Origin of the sequence: Stieleria neptunia (assembly GCF_007754155.1) — a bacterium.
GTDB lineage: Bacteria > Planctomycetota > Planctomycetia > Pirellulales > Pirellulaceae > Stieleria > Stieleria neptunia.
Genome location: NZ_CP037423.1, coordinates 1,166,788 through 1,179,962 on the forward strand (window position 1 = coordinate 1,166,788; position 13,175 = coordinate 1,179,962).

A 13,175-nucleotide genomic window follows, 5' to 3' on the forward strand; every position below is an offset into this window, starting at 1 on the left:
GATGGCGCGCAATTCGATCGCGGCCAATCTGTTGATGATCATTCTGCTCGGCGGCGGAATCTGGTCGGCCGCCGTGATCCAGAAGGAAGTCTTTCCACAATTCGAACTCGACATCGTCGAAGTCAGGGTCGATTATCCCGGCGCCGCGCCGGAGGAAGTCGAACAGGGCATCTTGCGACCGATCGAGGGTGCCGTCCGCTCGGTCGAAGGCATCCGTGAAATCACCAGCGAAGCACGGGAAGGTCGCGGCGAGGTGCTGATCGAAATCGTCGCCGGCCAGCAACGGATGAAGGCGTTCCAGGACATCGAGCAAGCGGTCAGCCGGATCCGCACGTTTCCCGATCAGATCGAACAGCCCGAAGTCAGCTTGCAGTCCGAGCAGCGCGAAGCGATGCAGGTGGCGATCTACGGCCCGATCGATGTGTGGTCCCTGCGCAAGTTGGCCGAACAGTTGCGCGACCAGCTGCAAGCCCACGACCAGATCACGCAAGTCGAACTGCGACGGGTGCCGGCCTATGTCACCCACGTCGAGATCCCGCGTCAACGGCTGCGTGAGTACGGGCTGACGCTGCCCGACGTGGCGGACATCATCCGAACATCCAGCCAAGATGTGGCTGCCGGTTCGGTGCAAACCAGCGGCGGAGAGATCTTGCTGCGGGTGAAGGCGCGCAAGCAGTGGGCGGATGAATTTGCAACCATGGAAATCGTCTCCGGTCGTGACGGTCCGGCCGTCACCCTCGGCGACATCGCCACGATCCGCGACGGATTCGAAGAAGTCGGCTTTCATTCCCAGTTCAGCCAAACGCCGTCGGTGGAACTGGACATCTTTCGCACCGGTTCCCAGTCGCCGACCGACGTTGCTGATGCGGTCGCACAGACGATGCAAGACTTTGAAGGCGTGTTGCCGCCGGGCGTGAAGTGGCGGGTCGATCGCAACAACGCCGAAGAGTTTCGCCGCCGCTTGAATCTGGTGTTGAAAAACGCCGTGATGGCGGTCTGTATCGTGCTGTTGATCCTGGCATTGTTCCTGGAGATGCGACTCGCGTTTTGGGTGATGATGGGCATGGCCGTCTCCTTCATCGGCGGGATCTTGCTGCTGCCCCTGGCCGACGTCAGCATCAACATGATTTCCTTGTTCGGGTTTCTGGTCGTGTTGGGCATCGTCGTCGACGACGCCGTGGTGGTCGGCGAAAACGTCTACGAGAAACGGCAGGAAAGCGACGACGATGAGCAAGCCGCGATCGATGGAACCCGCGAGGTTGCCGGTCCGGTCGTCTTCAGCATCCTGACCAACATCGTGGCCTTCGTCCCGCTGATGTTTATCCCCGGCGAAACCGGCAAGTTTTGGGGACCGCTGCCGATCGTCGTGATTCTGGTGCTGTCCCTGTCCCTGATCGAATCGCTGTTTATCTTGCCGGCACACCTGGCGCATGCCCGTGCCGGCGGACGTAAAAAACGTGGCTTGGGCGCCACGCTGCACCGCGGCCAACAGGCATTCGGCCGGGCGTTCAATCGCATCGTCGACGTGGCGTTTCGCCCCGTCCTGATCGGCTGTTTGCGGTTCCGTTACATCACCGCCTCGACCGCGCTCGGCCTGTTCCTGGTCGTCGGCGGTTATGCCACCAGTTCCCACATGGGCATGATCCTGATGCCCGAAGTGTCCGCCGATGAAATCGAAGCCGGTGTGCGAATGCCGGTCGGGACCACGCAAGCCCAGGCGGCAGAAATCGCCAAGGCCGTGACCGATGCCAGTCTGCGGATGTTCGAAGAACACGACCTGTACAAAGTCGCCGAGGGCATCAAAACCAACGTCCGTGGCGAGAGCTTCATCGATGTGGAAATCGTGATGAAGCCGCCGGACGAGCGCGACATGACCGCCGGCGAAGTGATCGAATTGTGGCGTGAATCGATCGGCGACCTGCCGGGCGTCAGCCAAGTGACCTTTGAAGCCGAACGAGGTCCCGGAGGGGCGCGTCGCGCGATCAGCATCGACCTCAGCCACAGTGACATCGGCGTGTTGGAAAAGGCATCCCGAGCGTTGGTCGAGCGATGTGAAAGCTTTGCCAACGTCCGCGATGTCAACGACAGCTACAACAAGGGCAAGGTCCAATACGACTTTCGGCTCCGCCCCGAAGGCCGCGCGCTGGGGCTGACCGATGAAGAGTTGGGCGAACAGCTTCGCGGCGCGTTTTTCGGTTCCCTGGCGCTCCGTCTGTTGCGCGGCACCAACGAAATCGAAGTCCGCGTCAAGTTGCCCGAGGACCAGCGTGAAGACATTTACAACCTGGAAGACATGATCATCCGGACGCCGTCGGGGGCCGAAGTGCCGCTGCTGGATGTCGCCGAGCTCGAGCAATCGCTGGCCTTTCGGTCGATCGATCGCCGCGACGGCCGGCGGGTGATCAACGTGTCGATGGATGTCGAACCCAAACGCGCGGTGACTCAAGTGATCGAGGCGCTTCGCAATGAAGAGCTGCCCCGATTGCGCGCCGACTACCCCGGCATCACGTGGAGTTTCGAAGGCAGTGACGCGGAGATGCGTCAGGCCACCGCGTCGCTCTGGGGATCGTTCGGTCTCGCCCTGGCGGTGATCTACTCGTTGCTGGCCATCGCATTTCGCGGTTACGTGCAACCGTTGATCGTGCTGGTCGCGATTCCCTTCGGGATCGTCGGTGCCGTGCTCGGGCATATCCTGCTCGGTTACGACCTGTCGCTGGTCAGTCTGATGGGCGTGATCGCGCTTTCCGGTGTCGTGATCAACGACTCCTTGATCATGATCGACTATGCCAACCGCCGCCGCATTGAAGGTCGCTCGCCGTTTGAAGCGATTTCGCAAGCCGGACTGCGGCGATTCCGTCCGATCCTGCTGACGACGCTGACCACGTTCGGAGGGCTCGTGCCGCTGATCTTTGAAGACTCGCTGCAAGCCCAATACATTATCCCGATGGCGATCTCACTCGGCTTCGGCATCCTGTTCGCCACCGCCATCATCCTGGTCCTGGTGCCCTGCTTGTACCTGATCTTGGAGGACATCCAGACGGTCCTCAGCAGCAAGCCAGCCGACGGCGGACGAGCGTCTTAGCGGAACGGCGCGAGCCGTCCGGTGCCGCGAGACCGGAGGGCTTGCGCCCTGCCGCTACCATCCGTCCGGTTCGATTGCCGTCTTAGCGGTAGGGCGCGAGCCGTCCGGTGCCGCGAGACCGGAGGGCTCCCGCCCTGCCGCTACCCATCGGACGATCGACCGTTTACTCACGCTGCCGAAAGCGTTTGCGATAAGCCAGCGGCGTCATGCCGGTGAAGCGGCGAAACCGTTTGGTGAAGTGGCTTTGATCAAAGAACCCGACCGCGACTGCAATCTCGGTGATCGATTCGGAGGTTCGCGTCAGTCGGTCGCGCGCCTCTTGCATGCGACGCGACAGGAGGTATTCCGTGGGCGACATGCGCAAAACGCTGCGAAAGCGATGGTTGAATTGCGACGTCGATAAACCGGTCATCGCGGCCAACGCTTTCATCGAAATCGTCGTCGCATAATGCTCGTCGATGAATCGAATCGCGGGTGCCAACTCGCTGAAGAACGACGCTTCTTCGGCCGGCGTCGCGATCGGGTACATGGCACCGGCGATCCCGATCACCCCTCCCTCGGCCGAAAACAGCGGCGTCTTGGTCGAGACGTACCACTGCGGGGTGCCGCGGACGTGTGGCACCAACCAGACCTGGTTGGGGATCGTGCGTTTCAATTGCATCACACGACGGTCTTCGGCGTGGTAAGCATCGGCCAACGCGGGCGGTTGAAATTCGCTGTCGGTCCGCCCGTAAAGCTCCTCGACGTCGGTCAAACCGAACACATCGGTCAGCGTGCGGGGGTTCACCGCGATGTACCGCTGCTGACTGTCCTTGGCATAAAACAGCACCAGCGGCAGCGATTCGAACAGTTCGATGACACTGCGTACGCCGGGGTTTTTCCCCAGAAATGCTTCGCTGAATGCACTGCCGGTGGTTGCGGGGCCCGAATTCGTCATGGGACGTCAATTGGTTAAGTGACGGATTTGATCGCAGCGGAAAACGCTAAGACTTTCGCAACCTGGGCCCTCTCTGGCGTTTACTTGCTGCGCAAACGCCGTCTCTCCCAGAGGGAGAGAGACTCAATCGGTTGCCAAAAGCTGCAGCAAAAGAATTGACGCCCATCGGCAAAACGTACCAAAATCGACGCAGGCTGGTACAAGACTTGGCGCAAAAATCTGCGACAATGAAGGCTTCCCCACGCCCCCCGCCATCTCCTCCCCCCCGGCTTTTGCGACATGGCTGCACTGAAGAATCTTACCATCGCTGCGTGCTTGGGCTTGGTCCTCTGGGACAGCCCGGCCGCCTGGTGCCAGACACCGATCTCGTTCAATTCGCAGATCCGTCCGATCTTGTCCGATTACTGCTTTGCCTGCCACGGGCCGGACGAAGAAACCCGCGCCGCGGATCTGCGGCTGGATCAACGCGAGCCCGCGGTGGATTACGGAGCGATCGTCGAAGGGGAGCCGGGCGAAAGTCTGTTGATCGAACGCATCGAGTCCGACGATCCGGACATGCTGATGCCGCCTCCGGAAACCGGCAAGACATTGACGACGGCACAAAAGGAGTTGCTCGCCGAGTGGATTCGCCAAGGCGGGGAGTATCAAAAGCATTGGTCGTTCGAACCGCTGCCGGAGACGGTTTCGATTCCAGAGTCAGTGGATGATTGGCCGCGGACTTCCGTCGACGCGTTCGTGGCACAGACGCATCGAGAAAAAGGGTTTCAGCCCAATGGAGAAGCGGACAAGGCGACTTGGCTGCGACGCGTCACGTTCGACTTGACCGGGCTGCCACCGACGTTGCCCGAACTGGACGCGTTCCTGGCCGACGCATCAGACGATGCGTATGAGAACGTGGTGCAGCGTCTGCTGACCTCTCCGGCCTACGGCGAACGCATGGCGGTGATGTGGTTGGACATCGCACGCTACGCCGACACGTTCGGCTATCAAAATGATATTCCGATGGAGGTCTGGCCGTGGCGGCAGTGGGTGATCGAAGCCTTCAACCGAAACCTGCCGTATGACCAATTCATCACCGAGCAACTCGCCGGCGATCTGATCCCCGGTGCGACGGTCTCCCAACGGCTGGCCACGACGTTCAATCGACTGCACCGACAAACAAACGAAGGCGGAAGTGTCGTCGAAGAGTTTCGTTTGACCGGCATCACCGATCGGACCACCACGGCGGGCACCGCGCTGCTGGGGCTGACCATGGAATGTTGCCGCTGTCACGACCACAAGTTTGATCCGATCAAACAAAAGGAGTTCTATCAGTTGTCGGCGTACTTTTCCGACATCGACGAATTCGGCCTCTACTCGCACTTCACCTTCTCCGCACCCACGCCGGCAATGTTGTTGTATGAAGGTGACCAGCAACAGCGACACGCAGCCGCCAAGCAAGCGATCGCGGAAGCCGAAGCCTCACTCGAAGCGGCGATCCAGGCGGGGCGTCAACAATGGCGATCGCGCGGCGACGCACCGATCGAGACGCTTCCCGAGCCACGTGAACCGGCGTTTGTGCTGCCGTTGGAAGGCACGGTCGTCGGCGTGGTCGGCAAGGCGACCGTTTGCAACGGCGACGACGCCATCGAGTGCAAGGACGCTCCACGCTTCGGACGCACCGACGAGTTTTCCTACAGCCTGTGGGTTCGCCCCGCATCGCAAGGCCCGCGGATGATGGTGCTGCACCAATCCCGGGCCGCCGAAGACGCCGCATTCCGCGGGGTGGAATTGACCCTCGACGAAGGGCACCCGCAGTTCTCGATGATCCACTTTTGGCCCGGCAATGCGCTGCGGGTTCGTGCCGTCTACGCGATTCCCAGCGGCGATTGGACACATCTTGCCGTGACGCATGACGGCAGCGGGCGTGCCGATGGCGTGCAGCTGTTTATCAACGGTCAGCGCGCCGACGTGGAGGTCATTCGTGACAAATTGACGCGCGACGTGCGGCAACGAAACGAATGGGGGGATCTGGACGTCGATAAGGTGACGCTCGCATTGGGCGCCCGTTTCCGTGACATCGGTTTCCGTGGCGGAAGCGTTGACGACTTAAAAGTCTTTGATCTCCAACTCTCTTCGGCCGAGGTGTTGTCGATCTTTGCGGCCGCTCAACCCGAGGGTGATCCGCCGAACCTGGACGACGGGATGGCGCTGCAGCATCACTTGTTGACCGCCGACGAAACCGTCGCCCAGGCGCGTCGCAGGCTGGCCAACGCTCGCGAGGTCGAAAACGAACTCGTCACCGCTGTCCGTGAAATCATGACGATGCGTCACGACGAAAACGCGCCGCCGACACACGTGCTCGGCCGTGGCGAGTACACCAACAAACAAGAACAGGTTTCGCCCGGCACCCCCGAGTTGGCCGGCGGACTGCCCGATGCGGGTGACGATCGGTTGTCGTTGGCCGAGTGGATGACCGATCCGCAGAATCCACTGACGTCTCGCGTGATCGCCAACCGCATGTGGCACCTGTTCTTCGGCCGCGGCATCGTCGTCACGCTGGAAGATTTCGGTTCCCAAGGTACACCACCCTCGCACCCGGAACTGCTGGACCATCTGGCTCGTTCGCTGATGGACAACGATTGGGATTTGCATTGGCTGTGCCGCGAAATCGTGCTCTCGTCGACCTATCGACAATCGTCCAAGGTCGATGACCCGAGTGTTTACGAACGCGATCGCGACAACACCTGGTTGACCCGCGGCCCCAAACATCGGCTGTCGGCCGAACAACTGCGTGACACCGTGTTGGCGGCCAGCGGATTGCTGGTCAAAAAGATCGGCGGTCCCAGCGTGATGCCGTACCAACCGGCCGGCCTGTGGAGAGAATCGGGGACCGGGAAATCGTACAACCAATCGACGGGCGATGGGCTGTATCGACGCAGTCTGTACACGTTTTGGAAACGGACCGCGCCGCCGCCGACCATGTTGACGCTCGATGCGACCAGTCGCGAAAGCTGCACGCCCCGACGTGAACTGACGACGACTCCGCTGCAAGCACTGGTGTTTTTGAACGACCCACAATACGTCGAAGCGTCACGCGTGCTGGCCGAATCATTGGTGCAAACGTATCCGGCAGATCGTGATGCACGTTGGAATGAATTGTTCCGCAGACTGCTCAGCCGTCTGCCCCATGACCGTGAACGAACGGTGATCAATCAGTTGTACGACGAACAACAGGCGTATTTCTCCGAGAACGAATCCGATGCCGGCGAGTTCCTCAACGTCGGTGCTCGGCCGCTGCAAGGCTCGGCCGAGCGAACGGATCTGGCGGCGACGACCATCGTGGTCCAAGCCCTGTTTGCCTATGACGAAACCATCATGCTCCGCTAACCAATCAACAACCCTGTGGGATAGGCTTCCAGCCTGTCGATCTTGCAATGACAGGCTGGAAGCCTATCCCACTTATCCTCCGCACCACGATCAGCGAGCGATAACGACCATGGACTCCTCAATCACACGACGTCACTGGCTGCAACAGTTCGGCATGGGACTTGGCGGGATTGCCGCCTCCCAATTGCTGCAGCGCGATTTTGCCGCTGCCGCTCCCGCGGTTTCCCCGAACGGCGGCGTCCCCAGCGGCGGAGTGATCAACCCGACGCACCATGCCCCCAAAGCCAAACGAGTGATTTACTTGTTTCAAGCGGGCGGGCCTTCGCAGCTGGAAACCTGGGACTACAAACCACTGCTCAACGAGAAACAGGGCGAGCCGCTGCCGGACTCCGTTCGCCAAGGCCAACGCTTGACCGGCATGTCGGGCAATCAAGCGATTCTGCCGTTGGCCGGTTCGATGTACAAGTTCAATCGACACGGCGAAAACGGCACCTGGGTCAGCGAGTTGATGCCGCACATGGCGAAACAGGTCGATCAAATCGCGGTGGTCAAATCGATGTACACCGAAGCGATCAATCACGATCCGGCGATCACGTTTTTGCAAACCGGCAACCAGCTTTCCGGCCGCCCCAGCATCGGTTCCTGGTTGCACTACGGCCTGGGCAGCGAGAACGACAACCTGCCGACCTTTGTCGTGTTGGTGACCAAAGGCAAGGGCGGCCAGCCGCTGTATTCACGGTTATGGGGATCGGGGTTCCTGCCGGCACGTTATCAAGGCGTCCAGTTTCGCTCGGGGAAAGAACCGGTGTTGTATCTGTCCAATCCGCCGGGCATTTCAGCGGGCAGCCGACGCAACATGCTCGATCGGCTTAACGACCTGCACCAACTGGAACAAGACCGTCTGGGCGACCCCGCACTGGCAACGCGGATCGAACAGTACGAGATGGCGTATCGAATGCAATCGAGTGTTCCCGACGTTGCCAACCTTGCCGACGAACCGCAACGCGTCAAAGATCTTTACGGACCCGACGTTTCGAAACCCGGATCGTTTGCCGCCAACTGCCTGTTGGCCAGACGATTGGCCGAGCGTGGTGTTCGTTTCATCCAGCTTTACCACCAGGGATGGGACCACCACGGAAACATCCCCGGCGGCATGAAAACCCAGTGTCGGGACACCGACCAACCGTCCGCGGCGCTGCTGCAAGATCTGCAGCAACGCGGGTTGCTGGACGACACGTTGGTGATCTGGGGCGGTGAGTTCGGGCGGACGAACTATTCCCAAGGCACGTTGACCGCGACGAACTACGGCCGGGACCACCATCCGCGTTGTTTTACCATGTGGATGGCCGGCGGCGGCATCCAGGGCGGTGTCAATCATGGCGAGACCTGTCCGTTCGGTTACAACGTGGTCTCCGACGGCGTGCACGTGCGAGACTTTCACGCCACGCTGTTGCACTTGATGGGGATTGACCACCATCGCCTGTCCGTCAAGTTTCAAGGTCTGGACGCCCGACTGACCGGTGTCGAACCGGCACGCGTTGTCAACGAAATCCTGGCGTAAAACCAAGTGGGAGAGGCTTCCAGCCTGTCAATTCCGCGATGACAGGCTGGAAGCCTCTCCCACGTTTGAAATATCTTTCGTTCAACCCAATACCATGCACTTCACCTTCCCAAATCCATTCCGTTTGTTCGCGATTGCAGCCATTATCGTTGCTTGCGTTCCAAACGCGACCGTCAGCGGCCAATCGACCGATTCGATTCCACCCCGACCGACGGATCGGCCCAGCGGTCTGCCGGACGCTGCAATGAGGGTGCCTTCGCTCGGCAGCGATGCGTTGAACGTCTATCGCGACGGACAAACGTTGTGGTTGCTGCCGAGTCCGGAATCGATCGAAGCACGCAGCTTCCATCTCCCGCGGCTTTGCGCCCCGATCCGTTCGTTGAACTGGCACGACGATGCCAAACGCGATCTTGGTTTTGTTCCTGAACCGGACCACTGGCGGTTCTCCTGGAATGCCGCCGTCGCTGCGGAAGCGTTGATCAAGGTGGAGTTTGACGGCGCCCCGCTATTGCCCGACGAAGTTTCACCGACCGAACCCGCCGGAGACGCGTCGGTGATGCTACACGCCCACCACGCGGCAACCTTTGGCGAAAAACTGCGGTTCGAACCCCAGTGGTACAAGAACACCGTCGGCTATTGGACGGTCGCCAAGGACTACGCCACTTGGGAATTGAAACTGGACCAGTCGGGGCGTTACAGCGTTGCCGTGTTGCAAGGCTGTGGCGAAGGCCAGGGCGGCAGCGATGCGTTGATCAGTATTCGCGAGGGAGCGTCCACCGTCGCCGAGTTGCCATTCCAAACCATCGATACAGGACACTTTCAGAACTTTCGCTGGAATCACCTGGGAGACATCACGGTCACGAAATCCGGGACCTATCAATTGCGAATCGAAGCCAAGCGAATCGCAAAAGGCGCCTTGTTCGACGTCCGCGCGATCCACCTGGTCAAACAAGCCAAGTGACGCATGGCATCCGTTGTGTTGTACGCGAGCGGAAATGGGGCGCAGGCATTAGTACAACGGGATTCAGCAACCGTTGGGGTCTAGCCTTTAGAGACCGTCCAGCTTAAGGCGATCGCATTTCTGATGTACGATGGCCCTTCCGGGCCGTCGCCCGTGGGGCTCTGCGCGACGACCTAGAAAGGACGTCGTACACCCCTCCGCCGACCACCTCTTACCCATTCGGTCAGATCGTTCGGATTTGTCGCGTTTCGCACTAGCCGCCCTGTTTGGCCGCTTCGATCAGGGCGTCGATTTCCAAAACCTGTTCGTGGGGGATGCGATTCCGCTGATACTTGTTCCAAAGCAGTTCACGCAGCGTCTCCAGGTCTTCCAACTCGATGACCGGAAACTGAGTCCATTCGGTGTCCGACTTCAGTCGCGACTGCAGCTTCCATTTGCCGCCGTGCCGCGTGGCGGTGACCAGACGCGTGGCGCCTTCTTCGGTTTTCTCACGCCATTCGTGTTTCTTCATGATCCGCATCGCGCACAGGGAAGGGATAGTCCATAGGTACATCGATTGCACTGATCACAATGCCATTCTCTCCAGTCACGGCAGGTGCCACAGATACTGCAATGCCACGTGCAGCTTTCCTGTTCGACTGTGTTATGGCAGAACGAGAGGAAATAAGTTTCGTCCTTGCATTCTGGGCAATCGTACCCGCCAATTAATTTCTTCAGGGGCACCGATTCGTGATCGCAGGGAAGCGGAATGAAGGATTCGAGTTGCTCGTTGGTGAGAGAACGGACCACGACAGCATTTCCGATGGCACAATCGGACATGTTCGCAACATCCATGCCGTTGAGAGGATTCTTGCAATCAACACATTTGCAAGCGTCCGTACACGGTTGGCCGTTTCTCAGGCACTTGCACCGGCGCGAGTCGCAACCGCCTTTGCATTGACAAATTTGGGGTTCGTCCATTTTCGGAATCACACTGCGAACCAACGACACCACACTGTGGCTTTTTGAAATCCAGGAATCTAGTATCGACGCGATCACCAAGTCTGTCTACCAGTCGAGTCATCCGCCGCGCACGAAATCATGCCACTGCACTCCGTCGGGCAATCTCGCCGACGCAGCAAACTCCAAATGCAGAATCCGTCGATGACGCGTCGTGCCCGGCTTGGACGGACCACTGCTGTGGCTGATCAGCGGACGCATTGCCAGCACATCGCCGGGCGCGGCGTGGATATCAACGGCACCGTCGATTCCCACCCCTTCGCCGTCGCTGGATCGATGCGATCCCGGAATCACCCGCAGGGGGCCGTTCTCTTCGGTCACCTCATCCAGGTGAATCCGCAGCGTCAGCATCTGCTTCAAAACGTCATCGCATGCGATCACGTGCGGCACGCCGGCTTTGGTGGTGGGGCGTGAAAACGAGGTAGACGCGATCGAGTTGTCTTTCACCGCGATCGACGTGTCCTTGTGCCAAGCCAGTGCCCAAGTGCGATCCGGTGGCTTGTCAAAGAACAGGGCTCGCACCAAACCGAATTCCGCGCCGAGTTGCTCACGCAGGAACGACAGCAGTGGATCGCTCTGCCAGACGGTTGTCGCCTCGGCAATCGACTCGATCAGATTTCGCGCCGCGTACACATGACCGCGACTGGACCGAGCCCGCACACCCTGGGGATCACCGTCAAACGCGCGGCTGCACGCCTCCAATAGGCTCGCGATCGATTCCGCGGACACGGCGCGCTTGAGTAGACAAAATCCATCACGTTCCAGGTGCCAGTCATTCAGGTCGACCACAACGATCCTACTTCCCTCGCTTCATCGCTTTTTGCAGCCCTTCGGCTTCGCCGTACAGCGGTGAATCGCTGCCCCGGCTACCGGGGACCATCGGCGCGTCATCGGCAGGCACCCACTGGCGATGCTCCGCAATGATCGCGGCAAGCTTCGGATCGCCGGCAAGATTACGGTGCTCGTCCCGGTCGGTTCGATGGTCATACAGTTCTTCGGAACCGTCGCGATAACGGATGTAGTGGTAGTGCCGCGAATGAACCGAATGATTGCCGGGACCAAACGTGCAAATCGCGGGATGTTCCCACGGCGACGCGGCGTCTTTCAACAGTCCGTCTAGACTGTGTCCGTCCAGGCCTTCCGGGACCGGCAAACGACAGCTTTCCACCAGCGTGGGATAGACGTCGATCAAGCCGACCGGTGCGTCACAATCCGCTCCGCCGGCGATCCCCGGTCCGGCGACGATCAACGGGACGCGCGTCGTTCGCTGCCACAAGCTGCGTTTGGCCCACTTGTTCTTTTCGCCGAGATGGAAACCATGATCGCTGAACAGCACCACGATCGTGTTGTCATCCAGCCCGGCCGCTGCGATCGAATCGGTCACCATCCCGACCAGGTGATCGACAAATGAAATGGACGCCAAGTAGGCCTGCACGGCATGTTTGTCTTCGCCATTGTCTTTCATCCACTCGTATCGGGGAGCCGTCGGATTCAGACTCAACTGAACCGCGATCGGCGGCACGTCGTCAAGATCTCCTCGGGGCACCGGCGGCATCACCAGCGTCTCCAGCGGATACAGGTCAAACCATTTCTTGCTCGCGTAGATCGGCACGTGGGGCAGGTGAAAGCCGATTGCCATGAGAAACGGCTCATCGCGTTTGGCTAATTCCGGGATCCGCTTGGCAGCCCACGCCGCGGTGTGATAATCCCGCTGGTCCTCATCGGCAAAGTCGACTTGTCCCCAGTCCCACGCGGGATGCGAACCCGGCACCCGATAACGCAGTTTTTCGGTTTTCCCAGGCGGGCGCCTGAGGCCGCGCGACCGCTGGACGTGATCGAACGATGCGGCATCGGCGGGCCCGTGAAAGATTTTGCCCATCGACTCGGCGCGATAGCCGCCGGCGCGAAAGTGCTGGAACATGGTCACCGCGTCGCGGGTGACGTCGACGTCACGAAACCCGGGCGCCAGAAAGTAATGTCCCGTCGTCGACGGCAGCTTGCCCAGCAACATGCTGATCCGCGACGGATTGCAGATCGGTGCCTGGCAGTGCGCGTTGGTGAAATTCACGCCCCGGGCCGCCAGCTTGTCGATCTGCGGCGTTTGCACTTGGGGATGTCCCCCCAAGCATCCCACCCAGTCGTTGAGGTCGTCGATGGCAACCAGCACCACGTTGGGAGGTTCGGCGGCGCGGGTCACGGCAACAGACGTCGCGAGCAAAATGACCAAGAAGATGGATCGAATCATGGCGTGGGAGAGACCGTTTGC

General features: G+C 60.1%; 8 protein-coding genes. 4 read left to right on the forward strand and 4 right to left on the reverse strand.

From position 1 onward, the window contains the following. Window position 1: 1 nt before the first annotated feature. Window positions 2–3,082 (forward strand): efflux RND transporter permease subunit, encoded by a 3,081-nt coding sequence (locus Enr13x_RS04100; protein WP_145384823.1) that lies wholly within the window; start codon window positions 2–4, stop codon window positions 3,080–3,082. A gap of 163 nt (window positions 3,083–3,245) precedes the next feature. On the opposite strand, the gene Enr13x_RS04115 is transcribed toward Enr13x_RS04100, so the two are convergent. Further along, window positions 3,246–4,019: an AraC family transcriptional regulator gene (locus Enr13x_RS04115; RefSeq protein ID WP_145384825.1), complete on the reverse strand. Its 774-nt coding sequence runs from the start codon at window positions 4,017–4,019 to the stop codon at window positions 3,246–3,248. Between the two features lie 279 nt (window positions 4,020–4,298). On the opposite strand from Enr13x_RS04115, the gene Enr13x_RS04120 reads away from it, so the two are divergent. From Enr13x_RS04120 to Enr13x_RS04130, 3 genes are all read left to right on the forward strand, one after another. Further along, entirely contained in the window at window positions 4,299–7,388 is a 3,090-nt protein-coding gene (locus tag Enr13x_RS04120) for a DUF1553 domain-containing protein (RefSeq protein ID WP_145384826.1), read from the forward strand. 109 nt (window positions 7,389–7,497) lie between these two features. Then, window positions 7,498–8,949 carry a DUF1501 domain-containing protein gene (locus Enr13x_RS04125; RefSeq protein WP_145384827.1) on the forward strand — a complete coding sequence of 484 codons (1,452 nt, stop codon included), beginning with the start codon at window positions 7,498–7,500 and terminating at the stop codon, window positions 8,947–8,949. Window positions 8,950–9,043: 94 nt separating this feature from the next. Further along, on the forward strand, window positions 9,044–9,910 hold the full coding sequence (locus Enr13x_RS04130; protein ID WP_145384828.1) for a hypothetical protein: 867 nt from the start codon (window positions 9,044–9,046) through the stop codon (window positions 9,908–9,910). Between the two features lie 253 nt (window positions 9,911–10,163). On the opposite strand, the gene Enr13x_RS04135 is transcribed toward Enr13x_RS04130, so the two are convergent. The 3 genes from Enr13x_RS04135 to Enr13x_RS04150 form a co-directional block, all read right to left on the reverse strand. Beyond that, entirely contained in the window at window positions 10,164–10,421 is a 258-nt protein-coding gene (locus Enr13x_RS04135) for a hypothetical protein (RefSeq protein ID WP_145384829.1), read from the reverse strand. A gap of 548 nt (window positions 10,422–10,969) precedes the next feature. Continuing rightward, a complete protein-coding gene (locus Enr13x_RS04145) occupies window positions 10,970–11,698 on the reverse strand; it encodes a phytanoyl-CoA dioxygenase family protein (RefSeq protein ID WP_231744078.1) in 729 nt (242 codons plus the stop codon). 7 nt (window positions 11,699–11,705) lie between these two features. Further along, window positions 11,706–13,154, reverse strand: coding sequence for a sulfatase (locus Enr13x_RS04150; RefSeq protein WP_197455769.1), 1,449 nt, complete (start codon window positions 13,152–13,154; stop codon window positions 11,706–11,708). Window positions 13,155–13,175: the final 21 nt, after the last annotated feature.